Origin of the sequence: Trichlorobacter sp., from assembly GCF_030247655.1 — a bacterium.
Classification (GTDB): Bacteria; Desulfobacterota; Desulfuromonadia; order Geobacterales; family Pseudopelobacteraceae; genus Trichlorobacter.
In genome coordinates this window covers 1-20,517 of the sequence record NZ_JAOTRZ010000040.1, presented here as the reverse complement: position 1 = coordinate 20,517, position 20,517 = coordinate 1, and the positions used below count along the sequence as shown (strand labels likewise).

General features: G+C 55.8%; 19 protein-coding genes. 17 read left to right on the top strand and 2 right to left on the bottom strand.

Translation table 11 applies throughout. The annotated features are described in order from the left end of the window. The first annotated feature begins 88 nt into the window (after positions 1-88). The gene (locus tag OEL57_RS05700; protein ID WP_300738332.1) at positions 89-682 is read left to right on the top strand and encodes a helix-turn-helix domain-containing protein; all 594 of its coding nucleotides are present in this window, start codon (positions 89-91) and stop codon (positions 680-682) included. Positions 683-743: 61 nt separating this feature from the next. Here the strand turns inward: OEL57_RS05700 and elbB are convergent, their stop codons facing one another. Together elbB and OEL57_RS05690 are read right to left on the bottom strand one after the other, a co-directional pair. Then, positions 744-1,397 (bottom strand): isoprenoid biosynthesis glyoxalase ElbB, encoded by a 654-nt coding sequence (gene elbB, locus OEL57_RS05695; RefSeq protein ID WP_300738330.1) that lies wholly within the window; start codon positions 1,395-1,397, stop codon positions 744-746. Next, positions 1,394-2,311 carry an NAD(P)H-binding protein gene (locus tag OEL57_RS05690; RefSeq protein ID WP_300738328.1) on the bottom strand — a complete coding sequence of 306 codons (918 nt, stop codon included), beginning with the start codon at positions 2,309-2,311 and terminating at the stop codon, positions 1,394-1,396. The genes elbB and OEL57_RS05690 overlap by 4 nt, the downstream gene beginning before the upstream one ends. Between OEL57_RS05690 and OEL57_RS05685 the strand changes: the two genes are divergently transcribed. The 16 genes from OEL57_RS05685 to pabB all read left to right on the top strand — a co-directional run bounded on the left by OEL57_RS05685 (position 2,300) and on the right by pabB (position 20,282). Beyond that, positions 2,300-2,956: a hypothetical protein gene (locus tag OEL57_RS05685; RefSeq protein ID WP_300738325.1), complete on the top strand. Its 657-nt coding sequence runs from the start codon at positions 2,300-2,302 to the stop codon at positions 2,954-2,956. The two genes, OEL57_RS05690 and OEL57_RS05685, sit on opposite strands and share 12 nt — an antisense overlap. Before the next feature lie 68 nt (positions 2,957-3,024). Continuing rightward, the gene (gene lon, locus OEL57_RS05680; RefSeq protein WP_300738323.1) at positions 3,025-5,343 is read left to right on the top strand and encodes an endopeptidase La; all 2,319 of its coding nucleotides are present in this window, start codon (positions 3,025-3,027) and stop codon (positions 5,341-5,343) included. 1 nt (position 5,344) lies between these two features. After that, positions 5,345-6,118 (top strand): MlaE family ABC transporter permease, encoded by a 774-nt coding sequence (locus tag OEL57_RS05675; protein WP_300738321.1) that lies wholly within the window; start codon positions 5,345-5,347, stop codon positions 6,116-6,118. A gap of 5 nt (positions 6,119-6,123) precedes the next feature. Beyond that, the gene (locus OEL57_RS05670) at positions 6,124-6,876 is read left to right on the top strand and encodes an ABC transporter ATP-binding protein (protein ID WP_414718500.1); all 753 of its coding nucleotides are present in this window, start codon (positions 6,124-6,126) and stop codon (positions 6,874-6,876) included. Positions 6,877-6,891: 15 nt separating this feature from the next. Further along, positions 6,892-7,257 (top strand): hypothetical protein, encoded by a 366-nt coding sequence (locus tag OEL57_RS05665; protein ID WP_300738319.1) that lies wholly within the window; start codon positions 6,892-6,894, stop codon positions 7,255-7,257. A 28-nt stretch (positions 7,258-7,285) separates the two neighbouring features. Further along, entirely contained in the window at positions 7,286-8,368 is a 1,083-nt protein-coding gene (locus tag OEL57_RS05660) for an MlaD family protein (RefSeq protein ID WP_300738317.1), read from the top strand. A 19-nt stretch (positions 8,369-8,387) separates the two neighbouring features. Next, positions 8,388-9,890, top strand: a complete 1,503-nt coding sequence (locus OEL57_RS05655; protein WP_414718502.1) for a M16 family metallopeptidase — start codon at positions 8,388-8,390, stop codon at positions 9,888-9,890. Further along, positions 9,887-11,296: a M16 family metallopeptidase gene (locus OEL57_RS05650; RefSeq protein ID WP_300738312.1), complete on the top strand. Its 1,410-nt coding sequence runs from the start codon at positions 9,887-9,889 to the stop codon at positions 11,294-11,296. Before OEL57_RS05655 ends, OEL57_RS05650 begins: the two co-directional genes overlap by 4 nt. Before the next feature lie 93 nt (positions 11,297-11,389). Beyond that, positions 11,390-11,671 carry a flagellar biosynthesis anti-sigma factor FlgM gene (gene flgM, locus OEL57_RS05645; RefSeq protein WP_300738310.1) on the top strand — a complete coding sequence of 94 codons (282 nt, stop codon included), beginning with the start codon at positions 11,390-11,392 and terminating at the stop codon, positions 11,669-11,671. A 212-nt stretch (positions 11,672-11,883) separates the two neighbouring features. Beyond that, positions 11,884-12,090 (top strand): S4 domain-containing protein YaaA, encoded by a 207-nt coding sequence (yaaA, locus tag OEL57_RS05640; RefSeq protein WP_414718501.1) that lies wholly within the window; start codon positions 11,884-11,886, stop codon positions 12,088-12,090. Between the two features lie 28 nt (positions 12,091-12,118). After that, entirely contained in the window at positions 12,119-12,550 is a 432-nt protein-coding gene (mscL, locus tag OEL57_RS05635; RefSeq protein ID WP_300738304.1) for a large conductance mechanosensitive channel protein MscL, read from the top strand. A 25-nt stretch (positions 12,551-12,575) separates the two neighbouring features. Then, complete coding sequence (locus OEL57_RS05630) at positions 12,576-13,379, top strand: metal-dependent hydrolase (protein ID WP_300738302.1); 804 nt, start codon at positions 12,576-12,578, stop codon at positions 13,377-13,379. A gap of 150 nt (positions 13,380-13,529) precedes the next feature. Further along, positions 13,530-14,132 (top strand): TetR/AcrR family transcriptional regulator, encoded by a 603-nt coding sequence (locus OEL57_RS05625; protein WP_300738299.1) that lies wholly within the window; start codon positions 13,530-13,532, stop codon positions 14,130-14,132. Further along, a complete protein-coding gene (locus OEL57_RS05620; protein WP_300738296.1) occupies positions 14,129-15,271 on the top strand; it encodes an efflux RND transporter periplasmic adaptor subunit in 1,143 nt (380 codons plus the stop codon). Before OEL57_RS05625 ends, OEL57_RS05620 begins: the two co-directional genes overlap by 4 nt. Further along, positions 15,268-18,393, top strand: coding sequence for an efflux RND transporter permease subunit (locus OEL57_RS05615; RefSeq protein ID WP_300738293.1), 3,126 nt, complete (start codon positions 15,268-15,270; stop codon positions 18,391-18,393). The genes OEL57_RS05620 and OEL57_RS05615 overlap by 4 nt, the downstream gene beginning before the upstream one ends. A 143-nt stretch (positions 18,394-18,536) precedes the next feature. Beyond that, on the top strand, positions 18,537-20,282 hold the full coding sequence (gene pabB, locus OEL57_RS05610; protein WP_300738290.1) for an aminodeoxychorismate synthase component I: 1,746 nt from the start codon (positions 18,537-18,539) through the stop codon (positions 20,280-20,282). Positions 20,283-20,517: the final 235 nt, after the last annotated feature.

Below are 20,517 nucleotides of genomic sequence, written 5' to 3'. Positions count from 1 at the left end.
CCGTAGAACAGGGTTAGGCTAGCTTAAAGATTACTGGCTGTCAACTGCCTGGCCCGGCATGGCAATGGCAGCACTCAGGAGGCGAATAGTGACCGATATCAAGGCACAAATCAAGGAGTTCAGGATTGGCGAAAAGATCCGGGGACAACGACAACAACGACGTTTGACCCTGCAGGAGTTGTCAGAGTTGACCGGCCTTTCCAAGCCGCTATTGTCCCAGATTGAAAATGAACAGGTGGTGCCTCCCCTTGCAACCCTGCTGAAGATCTCCCGCGGACTGAAGGTTGATATCCACTTCTTTTTTGAAGACGAAGGTAATCGTCAAAAACTGGTTCTGACCCGTGGCGATGACCTGCGGCCTGACCTGCAGCGTCAGGCGGTCAATGCTGAAAACCGGCCTTATACCTACCATTCCCTGGCCCACGGTATGCGTCAGAAACATATGGAACCGTTTCTGGTGGAGGTGAAAAACTCAACCTGGGATGACAAGCTGTTTTTCCGTCATGAAGGGGAGGAGGAGTTTCTGTATGTGTTGGAAGGGGAAATTGACCTGCACTACGGCAACGAAATCCACCGGGTAAAAAGCGGTGACAGCGTCTACTACGACTCCAGCGAACCCCACGGACTGGTATCAGTGGGGGATCAAAAGGCGAGGATTGTTGCGGTGCTGTACTCAAAATAACCGCACCACTCTGACAGCATACAAAAAGCGGGTACCATTCTTCCGGTACCCGCTTTTCTGTTTATGCCATCTCAACCACAGCCTTGACACACTTTCCAATTCCCTCATACACCTCTGAGATCCGTCCAGCCAGCATGTACGCCGGGGTGCTCACAATCCTGTTGGCCTGATCCACCACAAACCCATCTGCCGGACAGTCTTGATGCTTTGCGCCGGTCTTTTCCACCTCTGCAGCAGTGCCTGGGTCGGTGCCGATGGTCAGGGTCGGGGCAGCCTCTTTCCCCAGGATGGCGGCGATCAGGGCCGGTGCAATGCAGATGGCGCCGATCGGCTTTTTAGCCCCATGGATCTCCCGCGTCAAACGGGCCACTTCCGGGTTAACCGAGGCAGCAGCCCCTTTCTGGCCAAAGTCACACAGGTTCAGGGCAGCGCCAAAACCACCGGGAAAGACCAGGGCGTCCAGATCAGTCGCCTTGACCTCCGCAATATCCTTGATCTTGCCACGGGCAATCCGGGCTGATTCCATCAGCACCTTGCGCTTGGCGCCGGTCAGCTCCATGGTACAATGATTCATCTCGTTCAACTCTGTATCCGGGGCCATGCAGATCGCCTCGGCACCGGCCTGATCAATGGCCAGCAAGGCACAGACTGCTTCGTGGATTTCACTGCCGTCGCGGAAACCGCAACCCGAAAGGACTACACCAATCTTCTTCATGATACACCTCCTGCATGTTGTTCGGCCAAGGCCGTTCGTATGGCGTCATCATAGGGGGTCAAGCGGATCGGCAACAGCTCCTGAATCCGGTTGTCCCGGCAGATTACCTCGTTTTTCAGTCCTTCGATCAGGGCGATGGCAATGGCTGCCTTGACCGAGGTAACCAATCCCACCCAGTAGGAAGAGAGTTTAGGGGTCAGCAACGGCACCGGAATAATCCAGAGCCTTTTCCCTTCCAGTACGGCAAAGCGCTCCATCATCTCCTTGTAGGTCATGATCTCAGGGCCACCAATATCAAAGGTCTCACCAGAGGTCTTGGGTTCTTCCAGACAGCCTGCCAGATAGGCGATCACATCAGCCACCGCGATCGGCTGGTTGCGGGTACTGACCCAGCGGGGGGTAATCATGATCGGCAATCGCTTTACCAGGCTATGTACCATCTCATAGGATGCACCGCCATAACCGATGATTACCGCAGCCCGCAGGAAGGTGGTGCTGAAGCAGCCGGTTTGCAGGATGTGGGCCACCTCAAGTCGGCTGGCCAGGTGGTGGGAAAGGTTGTCGCCGGTCTCCCCCAGACCACCCAGGTAGATGACCCGTTTGACACCAGCCAGATCAGCAGCAGCAACAAGGTTACGGGCTGCCTGTCGATCCTGTTCAGCAAAGTCTCCCTTGCCCTGCCCCATTGAATGTACCAGATAGTAGACCGTATCTATTCCGTTCAGGGCAGCCGTCAGGCTGTCAGGTTTCAGCAGATCAGCCTGAACCTGCTCAACCCCGGCAGGCAGCTCTGAGGGACGGCGTACCATACAGCGTACCCGGTAGCCCCGTTGCAGCAGTTCTTTCACCAGGCGCCTGCCGATAAAGCCGGTTGCGCCGGTGACCAGTATGGTGGTCTGTTCATGTGTGGTCATAGTAGCGCTATTCTGCCACAAATTCTGGTGCTGGCAAGTGGACAGTTTGTGTGGCACACTGTTTTCATGTCAATCAAGGCTCCGTTACAGATCGCCTGTCAGCAGGTATTGTTGGAGGATAACTCAGTCTTTTCAATTCAGTGGACTGATCTACCGCCTGAGCTTGCCACAGGGATGACCCCGCAGCGGCTGCTGGAAGCCTATCTGACAGCCATCAGGCGGATGACCTGGGGGCTGATTCAACCAGATCAGACTGCAGAAGGGATCGCCTTCAAGCTGTTGGGTTGTATTCCGCTGCTTCGCTTTCTGCAGCCTGTACCAGAGGCGGACTGGCTGTCCCTGAGGATCTGTGGCGGGCTGCTGGTGCAGCGGGACCAATGTGATCGAGGTGAGTTGGCTTTTTGCTGCGAAGCCAATCCAGACAGCTTTGTCAGAGTCACCCTGCGGCTGTCGGATTACTGCCCGTTGCTGCTCGGTTCGCAGCGCCCGTCCGTTGTGCGACGCTGGTTGTACCGGCTGACCCAGGCGACCCTGCACCGCCTGGTGACCATCCGCTTTCTGGCCCGGTTGTATCGGCAACTGGGTGGCACGGCCAAAAGGGTGCAAACAGTGCAAGTGCAGGTACAACAGGGGCGGAACACCTGATTGAAGATTGCCGGTTGTCATGGTACTATGTATCCCCTGAATTTTACTGATGCAAAGAAAGAAACCAGATGCCCCATAATGAACTGACCATACCCGCAATCCTGCCGCTCTATCCGTTGAAGGATATGGTGGCCTTTCCCTACATGGTGTTTCCACTCTATCTGGATGAGCCGGAGCTGGCCCTGTTCCGTGCCGCCCAGGATCAGTACGACGGTTTTGTTGCGGTTTCATTTCCCCGTAAAGAACCGCAAGGCACCGATATTCTGGTAACCTTGCATGAGATCGGTACGGTCTGCCGGGTAACCCAGATCAAGAAGGTTTCTGGCGGTCGTTTCAAGGTGACCCTGGAAGGGATCAACCGGATTCGTCTGATTGAGCTGGAGCGGGTGGCACCCTATCCGCTGGTACAGGCTGCAGTGGTGCGGGAGTTTGCTGAAAAGGGGTTGGTATCTGAGGCACTGGTGCAGTCGTTGATCGGCCTGTTGAAGATCTCGCTCTCCTATGGCAAGCCGTTGCCGGATGATGTGATGAAGATGATTGATTACATTGACAACCCGGCCCGCCTGTCTGACCTGGTGGCGCTGTATGTCAACCTGCCCCAGTCTGATCTGCAGGAACTGCTGGAAACGGTTGATCCGCTGGAGCGGCTGAAAAAGGTCTATGTCCATCTGACCAACGAGGTGCAGAAGCTGCAGGTGCATGGTGAGATGAAGACCGAGCTGAACAAGCGGGTGGGCAAGAACCAGAAGGATTACCTGCTGCGGGAGCAGATGAAGCAGATTCAGGAAGAGTTGGGGGATGAAGACCCCCGCAATGCCGATGTGGCTGAGCTGCGCAAACGGATTGACGACGCCGACATGCCGGAAGAGGTGCGTAAGATCGCCCTCAAAGAGCTGAAGCGGCTGGAAAAGATTAACCAGGCATCACCGGAATATAACGTCAGCCGTACCTATCTGGATTATCTGGCCGGCATGCCCTGGTCCATCTCCACCGAAGATTCGTTGGATATCGTCAAGGCCGAAGCAGTGCTGGATGAGGATCACTATAACCTGAAAAAGGTTAAGGAACGTATCCTTGAGTTTCTGGCAGTCCGCTCCCTGAAAGACACCATGAAAGGGCCGGTGCTCTGCTTTGTGGGGCCACCGGGGGTGGGCAAGACCTCACTGGGCCGCTCCATTGCCCGTTCTCTGGGACGCAAGTTTGTGCGGGTCTCACTGGGCGGGGTGCGTGACGAGGCGGAGATTCGCGGTCACCGCCGGACCTACATCGGCGCCCTGCCGGGTCGGATTATCAAGGAGATCTACCGCTGCGGTTCCAACAACCCGGTGCTGATGCTGGATGAGATCGACAAACTCTCCCATGACTTCCGCGGCGATCCCTCTTCAGCCCTGCTGGAGGTGCTGGACCCGGAACAGAACTTCTCCTTCCAGGATCACTATCTGGATGTGCCGTTTGATCTGTCCAAGGTGATGTTTATCACCACGGCCAATCAGATGGACCCGATCCCCGGCCCGCTAAAAGACCGGATGGAGATCATCCGGCTGGCAGGCTATTCCAGTGAGGAAAAACAGCATATTGCCAACCGGTTTCTTATCCCCCGCGAGATCGAGGAGAACGGACTGGCCAAGACCCAGCCAACCTTTACGCAAGAAGGCTTGATCAAGCTGATCCGTGAATATACCCGTGAGGCAGGGGTCCGTAACCTGCAGCGCACCATTGCCCAGGTATTGCGTAAACTTGCCAAGGAGATCACCCAGGGCAAGGAGTTGCGGGCAGAAATTACCCCGGAGCTGGTGGCGGAGTTGCTGGGACCGCGCAAATTTCATGATGAGGTGGCTGCCGAATCCGACCGGGTGGGGGTGGTGACCGGGCTGGCCTGGACCGAGACTGGCGGTGATATCCTGTTTATCGAGGTCACCAGTATGCCGGGCAAGGCAGAGCTGATTCTGACCGGCTCGTTGGGGGATGTGATGAAGGAATCGGCCCGGGCGGCTCTGTCCTACATCCAGGCCCATGCAGCGGAGTTTGGTATAGCGGACGGTGCCTTTGAAAACCGCACCATCCATATCCATGTTCCCTCAGGCGCGATTCCCAAAGATGGCCCTTCAGCCGGGGTCACCATGGTCACGGCCCTGGTTTCGTTGTTAACCGGCAAACCGGCCCGCCGCACCGTGGCCATGACCGGTGAAATAACTCTGACCGGACGGGTGTTGGCCATTGGCGGCCTCAAAGAGAAAGTGCTGGCTGCACACCGGGCCGGGGTCAAGATCGTGCTGGCCCCCACCCGTAACCGTGATGACCTGGACGATATCCCGGATAATGTCCGTAATGAGCTGGAGTTTATCTTCATTGACGAGGCAGCCCAGGCAGTGGAAGCGGTGCTCTAGCGTGATCCGGCTGTCTGCCATTGACCAGCAGATGCTGGGATTCTTTGCCCGTTTTCAGGCCTTCTTCTTTCTGGCATGGCAGTCCTTTATCCGTATCTTTAGCAAACCGTACTACTACCGTGATTTTGCGATCCAGTTTGACAAACTGGGCTTTTCCTCACTGTTTATCTGCGTGCTGACCGGCCTGTTTACCGGCATGGTCATGGCTTTGCAGGCCCTGATCCAGCTTAAGCCGTTCGCCGCCACCAGCTACGTGGGCGGCATGGTGGCGGTCACCATGATCAAGGAGCTGGGGCCGGTGCTGGCAGCCCTGATGGTGGCCGGTCGGGTCGGTTCCGCCATCACCGCCGAACTGGGTACCATGGTGGTGACAGAGCAGGTCGATGCCATGCGGGTGGAAGGCACCGACATCATCCAGCGTCTGGTTACTCCCCGCCTGAAGGCGATGCTGGTGGCCCTGCCACTGTTGACCATCGTCACTGATGCAATCTCCATGCTGGGCGGTTACCTGATCGCCTCCGGCTACGGCATCAGCCCGATCATGTATCTCTCCACCTTTACTCAGTTCATGGTGCCGCTGGACTACCTGGAAGGGGTGACCAAACCGCTGGTGTTTGCCTTTCTGATCACCATGATCGCATGCCAGACCGGCCTCAATACCGGTGGCGGCGCTGAAGGGGTCGGGGCGGCTGCCAAGCGGGCGGTGGTGCTCTCATCGGTGCTGGTGCTGATGTGCGACTTCTTTATTGCCAAGATTTTTGTGGTGTTCAGGTGAGCGGCGTGACGGAAGAACAGAGCATACGGATGGAGCAGGTCTGCTACACAGTTGGCGGACGAACAATTCTGACCGATTTTGACCTGCTGCTGGAGCAAGGCGTTAACCGCACCATCCTGGGTGTGAGCGGCTCGGGTAAGACCACTATTCTGAAGCTGATTCTAGGATTGATCCATCCCCAGAGCGGCAGAATTTATATTAACGGGATGGAGATTACTAACAGACCGGAGTCAGAGTACCGTGAGCAGCGCAAGAAGATTGCGATTGTGTTTCAGGGGGGCGCGCTGTTTGACTCCATGACCGTGGGGGAGAACGTGGGTTACCGTCTGTTTGAAGAGGGGCGGTTGTCCCAGGCCGAGATTGAAGAAATTGTGCGGGAAAAACTGCGCTTTGTGGGGGTGGAACCGGCGCTTGACCTTTACCCAGCCGAACTGTCCGGTGGTATGAAGAAGCGGGTGGCCATTGCCCGCGCCCTGGCTGCTGATCCTGAGTATATCTTTTTTGATGAGCCGACCACCGGCCTGGACCCGATCGGGGTCTACAACATTGTCTCCCTGATGAACCGGCTGCAGGAGGCGGGCAAGACCACACTGATGGTGACCCATGATCTGCCCACCGCCTTTGCTACGTCGCAGCGATTTTCTTTGATCCATGAATCGCGACTGGCCTTTGAAGGGACTGAAGTGGAACTACGGGCCTGCCTGCAGCCCAATGTGCAGGAATTTCTCCAGCCGACCGACCGGTCGCTGTTTGTGTAAGGCAGAGTGTCAATCATGCGGTTTATTCTGCTACTGTGTCTGCTGGCGTTGGTTGCGGGCTGCAGCCACGCGCCGCTGCATGAAAAGGACTATCAGCGCTGGTGGTGTGAAAGGCATGGCGGTGAACTTGAGCACCGGCTGCAGGACAAGACGCGGGTTGATTGCCTGACCAAGGAGTATGCGGTTGAGGTGGAGTATGCCCCGAAGTGGGCCGAATCCATTGGCCAGGCGTTGTATTACGCCCAGAGCACCGGCCGTAAACCGGCGGTGCTGCTGATTGTGCGGGACAAGGATGATGAACGGTTCCTAAAACGGTTGAGGACGGTGGCAAAGGAACAGGGGATCAAGGTCTGGACGGTACGACCGAAGGATCTGGAGTAGTGGCAGCTGAATAAGGAAGGACACCTTCATGGAACGAAGTAATCAGATCGGCTGGGCCCAGGTACGGGCCGGGGTATTTATCCTGATCACCCTGTTGCTGGCAGCAGGGGCAATTCTGCTGATGGGGCAGAAGACCAAGCTGTTTACCCCCACCAGCACCATCCGTATCTCCATGAAGAACGTGGTGGGACTGAAGGAAGGTGCCCCGGTCTGGCTGGCAGGGGTTGATGTGGGGGTGGTGCAGCAGATTCGCTTTGAAAATCCTCGCAACACCAATGAGGTGCTGATTGTTGCCGAGGTGGATTCCAAGGCCCACAAAAAGATCGGCCCTGATTCCCTGATTACCATCAAGACCCGTGGTCTGATGGGTGAAAAGTACGTTGATGTCCTGCCATCGGCCAGCTATTACGAAAAGCCGATCAGCCAGTTTAGCGGCAAAACAGTACACTCCATCGATGATGTGGCCCAAAAGGCTGGTGTTACCTTTGAAAAGCTGAACAGTATCGTGGATAACGTGCAGTCTGGCAAAGGGACGCTGGGGCTACTGGCAACCGATACCAAGCTGTACATCAATGCGGTGCAGCTTTCCAGTGAGCTGAATATCCTGGCCGGCAACATTAATCGTGGTCAGGGTACCCTGGGTAAGTTGGCCCGCAGCGGTGAGCCGTACGACAAGCTGATGCAGATTCTGACCAGGGCTGACAAAACGCTGCAGGATATCCAGACCGCAGATGGCAGCCTGAACCGTTTGATTCACGACAAATCCCTCTACACCAAGCTGGTCAGTCTGGCGGAGAAGAGCAACCAGGCTGCCGATGATGTACGGGAGTTGAACCGCAGACTGACCTCAAAAGACAATACGCTGGGGATGCTGATTAATGACAAGGAGTTGTATGACAAGAGCCTGTCGCTGATCACCCGGGCAGATACTTCAATGAAGGATCTGGAGAGTGCTACAGCCCGGATCAAGGCTGGTGAAGGCACGGCAGGCAAGTTGATCAATGAAAAGGAACTGTACGAAAAGCTGAACCGCGCCGTGGATAATATGGATGCCCTGATGGTTGATATCAAGAAGCACCCCGGCCGCTATGTCAAACTGTCATTGTTTTAGAAAGGGATACTGAATCATGATGCAGCGTGTTGTAAAAACCATTGCCAGCCTTTGCCTGGTCCTGTTGCTGGCTGTACAGGTGGGGGCTGCCAACCTTGAAGATAAAGTGGTGGAGCATACTTTAAAAAACGGTCTGAAACTGTTAATGGTGGAGCGTCACAGCTCACCCACGGTCTCGGCCTGGATCCGTTTCAAGGTGGGCAGTGTCCATGAACGCAGTGATGAACGGGGACTGGCTCATCTGTTGGAACATATGTTGTTCAAGGGTACCAGGACACTGGGGACGAAAGACTACGCTGCCGAGGCTCCGCTGCTGGAAAAGATTGAGCAGACGGCCCAACTGATGCTGGCTGAAGAAGCCAAAGGGAGTGGGGCAGACAAGGCGAAGCTCGCAGCCCTGCGTGCCGAACTGGCAAAATTTGAAAAACAGGCTGAACAGTATGTGATCAAGGATGAATTTTTTGATCTGTACGCCCGCAACGGCGGTTCCGGTTACAACGCATTTACCAGCCGCGATGGCACCACCTATCTAATCTCTCTGCCTGCCAACAAGCTGGAACTATGGGCGGCGATTGAATCTGACCGGATGAAGAACCCGGTGCTGCGGGAGTTTTATACCGAGCGTTCGGTGGTGATGGAAGAACGCCGCCGTTCCTATGATGCCGAGCCATCGGCCAAGCTGTGGGAGACCTTCATAGCTGCGGCCTATCAGGCCCATCCCTATGGCCAGCCCACCATCGGCTGGACCTCGGACATCAAGCAGCTTTCCCGCACCAAGGCCGAGTCGTTCCTGAAGCGCTACTATGCCCCCAATAATGCCATTATGGCGGTGGTGGGAGACATCAAGCCTGCTGAGGTAATTCAGCTGGTTGAGCGCTATTTTGGCGACATTCAGACCGGCACACCGGTACCTGATGTACCGGTGCAGGAGGAACCGCAACAAGGTGAGCGGCGGGTTGAACTGCTTGGTGATGCAGAGCCGGAACTGGTGATCGGTTTTCATAAAACCGCCATCGGTAGTGATGATGACTACGTCTTTGACCTGATCAGCTCGATTCTTGGGCAGGGCCGCACTTCACGGCTGCACCGCTCCCTGGTGTTGGAAAAGCAGCTTGCCACCCAGGTTTCAACCTTTGATGCACCTGGGAACCGGTATCCCAATCTATTTGTGCTGTATGCATCTCCCCGGTCACCCCACACGTCCGCTGAAGTTGAACAGGCGCTGCTGGCTGAGTTGGAACGTCTGAAAAAGGAACCTGTGAGCCAGCAGGAGTTGCAGCAGGTACTGAATCAGCTTGAGTTTGAAGAGGCACGGCGGATGGGGACCAACGGCGGGCTGGCCCGTAACCTGACCGAGTATGAGGCCATAGCTGGCAGTTGGCGTTACATGACCACCTATCGGGCCAGGGTTGCAAAGATTACTCCCGCAGACATTCAGCGGGTGGCCAAACAGTACTTTACCCGCGAAAACCGGCTTACAGGCACGCTGGTGACAAAAAGAGCAGGGGGCAAGGTACAATGAATATGCGTATTGTTATGATCTGTATCATCAGCATCTTCAGTTTTTCTTTTGCCCATGGGGCAGATTTGGCTAATCCGCGCAGTATGGCCTTTCCGCCCCTTGTATTCCAGATCCCCAAGACAGAACGGGTATTGCTGAAGAACGGCACGCCGGTCTACCTGCTGCAGGATCGAGAACTGCCGATTGTGACAATCTCAGCACTGATCCGCACCGGTTCGGTCTATGATCAGAGCGACAAGAGCGGTTTAGCCAGCCTGACCGGTTCGCAACTGCGCGGCGGCGGCACCCACGCCCTGGCCCCGGCGGAACTGGACCGCGAGCTGGAGTTCATGGCCTCTGCTGTGGAGAGTTCCTTTGGCACTGATCTGGGCACGGTTTCACTGTCCAGTCTGACCAGAAATCTGGACCGCACCCTACAGATCTTTACTGATATCCTGTTTCATCCCCGTTTTGATGAAAAGCGGCTGGATGTGATCAAACGCCAGGCTCTGGAGATGATCCGGCGCCAGAATGATGATCCCAAAGAATTGGGGGATCGTGAGCTGCAAAAGGCGCTCTATGCCGGGCATCCGCTGGGGGTTGTGCCAACTGCTGCAACGGTCTCTGCCATCAAACGTAACGACCTGCAGGCCTTTCACCAGCGTTTTGTCCGGCCGGACAACATGATCTTGACCGTTGCCGGTGATTTTGACCGGACAGCCATACTTGCTGCGCTGAACCGACTGATAGGACAGGTCAAGCCAGCGGGACGTTTACAACTGCCTGAGGTTCCTCAGGTGAAGCTGCAATTTGTACCGGCGGTGCTGTATGCGCCCAAGCAGGTCAATCAGTCCGTGATCAGGCTAGGGCATCTGGGAATCACCAAGGACGATCCTGACCTGTACGCCATCCGGGTGCTGGATTTTATCCTGGGAGGCAGTTTTACCTCCCGCCTGATGATGGAGATTCGCACCAATCAGGGGCTGGCCTACAATGTGGGCAGCCATTTTGATGTGGGGCGTCGCTTTACCGGCAGCTTTACCGCAGAGACCGAAACCAAAGCTGAGGCTACGGCAAAAACAATCGGTTTGATGACCTCTATCATTGCAGGGGTACGCAAGGAGCCGGTGACTGAGCAGGAGCTGAAGCTGGCCAAGGACTCAATCATCAATTCCTTCCTGTTTGGCTTTACCACGCCAGCCTCTATTGTAACGCAGCAGGCACGACTTGAGTTTTACGGCTACCAGTCCGATTATCTGGATCGCTACCGGGAGCGGATTGCTGCAGTAACCCGTGAAGATATCCTGCGGGCAGCCCGAAAGCACCTGCATCCTGATGCCTTCAAGCTTGTGGTGGTCGGTGACCAGAAGGGGTTTGACAAACCGTTGGCGACATTTGGAAGCATGACAACACTGGATCTGAAATAGGTATGAGTTCAATGGCATTTCTGAAACATATGCATTTTACGATTTAAGGTTTTTAGAAAGGTTGCCGAAAGGATAAGTAATGGAGGGCAAACCATGCGTATAGATAGCTCAACAACCGCAATTTTTGGTGCTCAGCCGGTCATAAAGACCGCCAAAAGTGAGGCCAGCCGGGCACCACAAGCAAGCTCAGGGGTGCAAAGCCCGTTTAGTGTTCAATTAACCAATATGGTTGAAAAACTTTCCAGCGTTCAGCCATCCAGTGGTGATATACGCCTTGACAAGGTACAGGATATCAGTCAGCAACTGGCCAATGGAAGTTACAATATCAGCGGCCAGGATGTGGCTGAAAAGATGTTGATGGCCCTACAGGGCTAAGTATCGTTTTCATCCTGTGTTACGCAAATGCCCCGCCGGTTACCGGCGGGGCATTTCTTATCATAAAAAAGCAGCATTTTAAAAATGGGTGCATTGCACCGCATGCTTGCTCTGGCTGAATATGTTGTCTTCTGTCCTGAAGCTGGATATATAGATGTACAGGTTTTCAACTAGCATCTCAACGGCTTGAAAGGTCTCCCATGTCTGAAAAAATTGCAATCGATACCGACTACATCAAACTGGACAGCTTCCTGAAGCTGGCCAATCTGGTTATGAGCGGTGGTGAGGCTAAAATTGTGATCCAGGAGGGTCAGATCCGTGTTAACGGAGAGGTAGAGACCCGTCGGGGACGCAAGCTGTATCCCGGTGACCAGATAGCGCTTGATAACCATCCGGTATTTGTCGTAGAGCGCGCTTAAACATAACACATCATTAGAGGGGGGTGCCATGTTGCAAGAGTTCAAGACCTTTATCATGAAGGGCAATGTGCTGGATCTGGCGGTTGGTGTCATCATTGGCGCTGCATTCGGGAAAATAGTCAACTCAGCGGTTAATGACCTGATTATGCCGTTGATCGGTCTGGTGATGGGCAAGGTTGACTTCAGCAATCTGTTTATCAGCTTGAAGGGTGGTGATTACGCCACCATTGCTGCTGCCAAGGCAGCCGGTGTGCCTACCCTCAATTACGGGCTTTTCATCAACACCACCCTGGATTTTCTGATCATGGCGCTGGTGATTTTTATGATTATCAAGGCCGCCAACAAGGCTCGTAAGACAGAAGAGCCGGCACCAGCAGCAGCTCCACGGGAATGTCCGTTCTGCAAATCAGCGGTACATGATGATGCCACCCGCTGTCCCCACTGCACCTCACAACTGTAGCGATCCTGTCTAAAAGGAGGTCTCCATGAAGCGTTTGATCTTACTGGTTATCCTGCTGGCTTTCCTGACCCTGATTGCCAATGCTGCTCAGGCCGCCCCTGCCCAACTGACCTGGTATGGACATGCCGCCTTCAAGGTGGTAACACCCAACGGCAAGGTGCTGCTGGTGGATCCCTGGATCAGCAACCCCTCCAACCCCAATGCAAAAAAGGATCTGGAGGAATTGACCAAGGTGGACCTGATCTTCCTGACCCACGGCCATGGTGACCATATCGGCGATTCAGTTGAAATTGCCAAAAAGACCGGTGCCAAGCTGGTGGCCACCTTTGACCTGCAAAAGGCGATGGTGTCCTACAAAGGCTTTCCAGCCAAACAGGCCGAGATGATTACCACCGGCAGTTTCGGCGGCCAGATCAGCCTGCTGGATGGTGAGGTAACGGTGCTGTTTGTACCGGCCATCCACGGCGGCAGCATGGATACCCCCAACGGACCGGTTTATGCCGGTGATCCAGGCGGTTTCCTGATTTCGGTCAAGGGCGGCCCCCGCATCTATCACACCGGTGATACCGACCTGTTTAGTGATATGTCGCTGTTGAAAGGTCAGGTAGACCTGATGTTGCTCTGCATTGGCGACAAATTTACCATGGGACCGGTCCGCGCAGCCCAGGCCGTAGAAATGATCCGTCCCAAGAAGGCCATTCCGATGCACTTCGGCACCTTCCCGGCCTTAACCGGTACGCCGGAAGAGTTCAAAAAGGCGCTCAGACGTTACGGCCTGGAATTCCTGATGCAGCAGATGAAGGTGGGAGAGACCATTAACTGGAAATAGTCAACTGTCTGACATCTACCCTTAAAGGCCCGTTGCACCTGCAACGGGCCTTTTTTCAATCCGCACCTTACCGATCGGTAGGTTTTGCTTGACAGACAACCGACCCGGCGCTATATACCGATCGGTAAATTCATATACAAACAGGCACTCATGACTACTTCCAAAACCATCGAACATCCTCCCAATGTACGCCAGCGATTACTGGATGCAGCACTAGCACTGTTTTCAACCAAAGGCTACGCCGCAACTTCTGTGCGGGAACTGGTGGAAGCTGCCGGTGTCACCAAGCCGGTGCTCTACTACTATTTTAAGAACAAGGAAGGGCTCTATCTTGCCTTGATGGGAGATGCACTGGGAGACTTTTTTCAGGTGGCAGAGCAGGCCAGAACTGCGCCGGGCAGTGTAACTGAACGGATCTGCGGCTACTGCACCGCGCTGCTGGACATCTTTGTTGAACGCTTGCCGGTGGCACGACTGATTTACGCCATCTTCTACGGCCCGCCCCAAGGGGCCCCGCACATTGATTTTGAGGCATCCTTCAGCACCATGCTGACCCACATGGAACAGTTGGTCAGCGAAGGGATCAACACCGGTGAATTCAGGCAGGTCAGCCCGCCGGATGCGGCCTGGGCCATTGTTGCACTGCTTAATACCACCATGGAAGAACAGCTTAATCAGACCAGGCAGGTACGGGTTGATCGCTCTGGCCTGCTACGGCTTTTGGCACTTTTGTTTGAAGGGATCAGAAAATGAAACGATTTCCGGCAACACTCATAATGATAGCAGCACTTGCCCTGCTGGCAGGTTGCAGCAAAAAACAGGAAACCGTGGTCAAGCCGCCGGTCGCGGTAGAACTGGCAACCGGAGCAACTGCCGAGCTGACCGAAGGGATCGAGGTGACCGGTACGCTGGAGCCAAAATTCAGCGCTGATGTCAAGACCCAGATCCCAGGCCTGGTCAAAGAGGTCTACGTGACTCAATGGGTGCGGGTACGTAAGGGGCAGCCTTTGGCACGGATTGATGTGGCTGAAGCCGAGGCGCTGACCAGGCGGGCCGAGGCTGCTGTGGTGGCTGCCCGGGCACAGCTGGCCCAATCACAGGTCAGCCTTGCCCGTGCAGAACGGGAAGAGGCCCGCTCACTAAAGTTAAAGGAGGCCGGCCTGGCAACCCAGCAGGCGGTTGATGATGCCCGGACTGAAACCGCAGCAGCCAGGGCGCGGATTGATTCCTCAAAGGCTCAGATCCGGGTGGCTGAAGAAGAGGTGCACCAGACCAAGGCACGATTTGCCAAAGGGCTGGTAACCGCGCCACTGGACGGTGTCGTGGCCCTGCGGGATGTCAATGTGGGGGATCTGGCCAGTGATGCAGCAGCAGGCAAGCCGATCTTCCGGGTGGTGGATAACCGGATACTGAATCTGACGGTGACCGTTCCCTCGGTGGACTCTGCCAGAGTCAAAGTGGGCCAACCGCTTGAGTTTAGTGTAGATGCACTGCCGGGCCGCGTATTCAGCGGTCGGGTGATGTTTCTGAACCCTGAGTTAAACGCAACTGACCGTTCACTAAAAGTGGTGGCAGAGGTACAAAACGGGACTGAACTGCTGAAAGGCGGCCTGTTTGCCAAAGGCAGGATCGTAACCGGCAAGCGGGGCGGGGTGGTTCAGATCCCCCGTAGCGTGCTGGGCAGCTACGACACTGTCCAGCAGACCGCAACCCTGTTTGTATCAGATGGTCAGCTGGCCCGTTTACGCAAGGTTAAAACCGGCGCTGTCAGCGGTGATCTGGTGGAGATCAGAGAAGGGCTGAAGGCGGGTGAAAAGTACGTGGCACGGGGCGGTTTTACCCTGCGGGACGGCGATAAGATTATGGTGCAAAGTACAGGGGCAACCAAGTGATCCTCTCAGACCTGTCCATAAAACGTCCCATCTTTGCCACCGTGATGATGCTTGGCCTGGTGGCCCTGGGCTTCTTCTCCTACAAACGGCTCTCGGTGGAGATGTTTCCCAATGTTGAGATGCCGGTCATCTCTATTGTCACCAAGTACCCCGGCGCCTCGCCGGATACCGTGGAGCGTGAAGTCTCCAAGCGGGTTGAAGAGGCGGTCAACCAGATTGCAGGGATCAAGCATGTCACCTCTTTCTCCCGTGAATCGGTCTCGACGGTGGTGGCCGAGTTCCGGCTGGAAGAGCGAACCAATGAGGTGGCTCAGGAGGCGCGGGCCAAAATCAGCGCAATCCGGGGACAGCTGCCCAAAGAGGCGGAAGAGCCGATCATCCAGAAGCTGGACTTCAATGCCATGCCTGCTGCAGCCGTGGCAATCCAGTCCACCACCCTGTCCCAGCGTGATCTGACCACCCTGGTAGACAAAAAGATCCGCAAGCGGTTTGAAAGCGTCACTGGTGTGGGCAAGGTAGATCTGGTGGGGGGTGCCAAGCGCGAGGTGAATGTTGAGGTTGATCCGGTCCGTCTGGACTCCTTAGGCCTGGGAGTCAATGACCTGGTGGGTGGCCTGAAGGGGGAGAACGTCAACACGCCACTGGGCAGGATCACCAAAGGCGGGGCTGAATATCCCCTGCGGATTGAGGGCAAACCGGATCGCGCTGACCAGTATGGGGCCATGGTGATCACCCGCAAAAACGGGCGGCCCATTACCCTGGGTGAGGTGGCTCAGGTCACTGACGGGTCAGAAGAGCATCGCAAACTGGCCCTGGTAAACGGCCAGCCTGCCATTGGTCTGGATATCTACAAACAGTCCGGCGCCAACCAGGTGCAGGTGGTGGATAACGTCAAAAAGGTGATGGCAAAGGTCAAGGCCGAACTGCCGCCGGGGGTAACCATTTCTCTGGTGCGGGATGGTTCGATCATGACCCGTCAATCTCTGGCTGATGTGGAGGAAACCCTGATCATCGGCGGCATCCTGACCGTGTTGATTGTGTTCATGTTCATCAACTCCTGGCGTTCCACCGTCATCACCGGCATAACCCTGCCGATCTCCGTCATCTCTTCCTTTATCGTCATGAACGCCATGGGGATGACCCTTAACGTGATGACCCTGATGGCGCTGTCCCTGGCCATCGGCCTGCTGATTGACGATGCCATTGTGGTGCGGGAAAACATCGTGCGCCACCTGGAACTGGGCAAGGACCATATGGAGGCATCCCGCTTCGGTACCGCCGAGATCGGGCTGGCGGTCTTTGCCACCACCATGTCGATCCTGGCGGTCTTTGTGCCAGTGGCTTACATGCGGGGTATTGTGGGGCGTTTCTTCTTCCCCTTCGGCATCACCGTCTCCTTTGCGGTGCTGGTCTCGCTGTTTGTCTCCTTTACCCTGGACCCGATGCTTTCCTCCCGCTGGCACGACCCTTCGATCCATATGCGGGGCAAGCGCAAAGGGATCGCCCGCTGGCTGGAGCAGTTTAATGACTGGTTTGATCGCACGGCAGATAAATACCGTGGCGTGATCGCCTGGGCCCTGAACCATCGTGGCAAGGTGATGATCAGCGCAGGCGTCTCCTTTGTAATCGGCCTGGCAGTAATGGCCACCCTTGAATCATCCTTCATGTCCAAAGAGGACAAGAGTGAATTCCAGGTCTCCTTCCAGACCGCACCGGATGCCAGCATTAAAGAGACGGAAGACCGGCTGCAGCAGATTCTGGCGCAGGTCAAGGGGATACCGGAGATCAGCCATACCTATGCCACCATCGGGGCCGGAGACAGCGGCACGGTACGGGATGGCCTGCTGTACGTCAAACTGAAGGAAAAGTCAGAGCGCAAGCGTGGACAGTTTGAGATTCAGAAACTGATCCGGGAACGGTTCCGCAGCATTGCCGGCATCAACTTTTCCATTGAAGAGGTGGGGGCCATCGGCTCATCTGCCAAACCGCTCAACGTTAATATCAAGGGGGACGACACCACCCTGTTGAAGAAGTACGCGGCCCAGCTCAAGCAGGAGATGTACACCATCCCCGGTATTGTGGATATCGCGGCCACCCTTGAATATGACACACCTGACTACCGCCTGAAGGTGGACCGGGAAAAGGCCCAGTCAGCCGGAGTCTCCTCCAGCGCCATTGTGGACAGCCTCTCCCGTCTGGTGGGTGGCGAGGCGATCACCAGCTACGAAGATGAAGATGGCGATGCAATTGACCTGCGGGTGCGCCTGCCCAAACAGTTGCGGGAACATCCGGCCCAGGTGCGGGATCTGAAAATATCGGTGACGGATGCTAACGGCACGGCCCGTCTGGTGCCACTGGCCAGCATCACCACTGAAGCCGTGGCAGCCTCCCCAACCGAGATCAATCGCCGCGACCTTTCCCGTCTGGTTACGGTCTCGGCCAACCTTGACGACCTGCCGATCGGTACCGCCGTCAAGCAGGTGGAAGCAGTGGCCAAGCGGGTCAAGATGGAGCCGGGCTACAGCATCGGCTTCTCCGGCGAGGCCGAAGATATGGCCGAATCCTTTGCCTTCATGGGTGAATCGCTAATCCTGGCCGTGCTGTTTGTCTACCTGATCCTGGCCGCCCAGTTTGAATCATTCTTTGAACCGCTGGCCATTATGTTCTCGCTACCACTCTCCATTGTGGGGATGGCGGGCATGCTGCGGATCACCAATGATACCATCAACATCATGTCCCTGATCGGCCTGATCATGCTGATGGGTCTGGTCACCAAGAACGCCATCCTGTTGGTTGACTATGCCAAGGTCTTGCGAACCCGGGACGGCCTGGAACGCGCCGCCGCCGTGATCGAAGCAGGCCGTACCCGGCTGCGACCGATTGTCATGACCACCCTGGCCATGATCTTCGGCATGCTGCCGCTGTTCTTCGGTGTGGGCGCTGGTGGTGAAGGTCGTGCCCCCATGGCCCGCGCCGTGGTGGGGGGGTTGATTACCTCATCGGTGCTGACCCTGATCGTGGTGCCGGTGATGTACACCTATCTGGATGATTTTAGTATCTGGCTGAAACGCAAGTGGAAGGGGCAACAACAAGATGAAAAAAGCTTTAACGCAGAGAAATAAGAGAGCAGCAAAGACGCAGAGAACTTCTTTTAAAACGTACAAGCCATAGTAAGGTCCTCTGCAACTCTGCTTCTCTGCCTCTCTGCGTTAAGGTTGTGAAGTTTTTCTCTTACGTTCAGTTGACATGGAGCTTTTATTATCTGATGCATAGCATCTTCCCCACCATACTGCTGGACTCCTGCAGCACTGACCAGTTCAGTGTCTCCTGGCGGTTTGGCGGCCATGTCAGCACCCTGGTTGCCGAGACCGCTGATCAGGTGGTAACCGTACTGGAGCAGGCCGAGGCAGCCAGCCAACAGGGGCTGTATGCCGTGGGCTTTGTAGCTTACGAGGCAGCCCATGCGCTGAATCCGCACCTGCCCAGCCTCCCCTCCGAACCGGGGCTGCCGCTGGTCTGGTTTGCCCTGTTTCAGCAGCGCGTTCAGGTCAAGGCCGGAGCTGATCTGCCAGACAACACCTGCCCTGCACCACTCCTGGCACCGGAAAGCAGCCAGACCGACTACGAGATCGCCATTAGCCGGATTCATCAGGCCATTGAACAGGGTGAAACCTACCAGATCAACCACACCTTTCAACTGAAGGGGCACTGGCAGGGTGATCCGCTGCAGCTCTACCGCAGCCTGCTGGAGGCCCAGCGACCGGCCTTTGGGTCCTTTCTGGATATCGGCAGTCATACCGTCATTTCGGCCTCGCCGGAGCTGTTTTTCAGTATTCGCAACGGCCTGATCACCACCAGACCGATGAAAGGCACCGCCCCCCGTGGCCGGTTTTTGGCTGAAGATCAGACCCTGGCGAATCAACTCCAACAAAACGCCAAAGAGCGGGCAGAGAACCTGATGATTGTTGACCTGCTGCGTAATGACCTGGGCCAGGTGGCCCAGACCGGCACGGTCCAGACAGAGGCACTGTTTGCAGTGGAATCCTTTCCAACGGTGCATCAGATGACCTCCACCATCACCGCCAAACTGCTGCCAGAAACCAGCCTGGTGGCTATTTTTCAAGCCCTGTTCCCTTGCGGTTCGGTCACCGGCGCACCCAAACGACGCAGCATGGAGCTGATTGCTGGAATAGAGGGGCAGCCACGAGGCATCTACTGTGGCACCATCGGCTACCTGGCCCCTGGGGGAGAGATGGCCTTTTCCGTGGCCATCCGCACCCTGTTGCTGAACAAGCAAACCAGCCGGATCAGCATGGGTGTGGGCAGCGGCATTACCTGGGATGCCCGACCTGCTGCCGAATATGCGGAATGCCTGCACAAGGCCGCGTTTCTTGCCCAACGCCCCACCCCTCGATTACTGGAATCGCTGTTGCTGGAGGATGGCAGCTATCCTCGCCTTGAGCGGCACCTTGATCGGCTCTGCTGGTCTGCATCGCGGCTGGGCTACAGCTGCGACCAACAGCAGATCAGACAGGCACTACTGGAACATGCTGCCGGCACCACCGGCCAGCACAAGACCCGGCTGCTGCTGGCGCAGGATGGCAGGTATCAGATTGAATCATCAGAATTGCAACAGATACAGCAGCCGCTTAAGATTGCCGTAGCCACAACCCCGGCAGATCCAAACAACCTGCTGCTGTACCTCAAGACCGAACAGCGTGAGCGTTACAATCAGGCTCGGCAGGAACAACCTGAGGCGGATGAAGTGCTGCTCATCAATGATCGCGGAGAACTGACCGAAGGCAGCTTCACCAATCTGGTACTGAAGCTGGATAACCGGTTGGTCACGCCCCCACTTGCCTGCGGGCTGCTACCCGGTGTGATGCGGCAGGAACTGCTGGAGCAGGGCACGATTGAGGAACAGGTTCTGTACCTCCGGGACCTGCAGCGGGCTGATGAGATCTGGCTGATCAACAGTGTGCGGGGTTGGCTGCGGGCAGTAATAACATAGTTAAACACAGAGTGACGGAGCAACAGAGAACGGCAAAATACTCAAGCATTAAGCTCAAAACCAAAATTTCTTATTACGTTAAAGCTTGTCTCTTTTTTTGTTCATGCCTTTTCAGATTTTCTCCGTTGCTCTGTTGCTTGTATGTTCAGCGTGTAGCATCTAAAGTTCTTTCAAGTAGCCAGGGAATGACAGCTTGATCGTGTTTTGGGACACCAAGCCCGTCACAGAGCGTAAG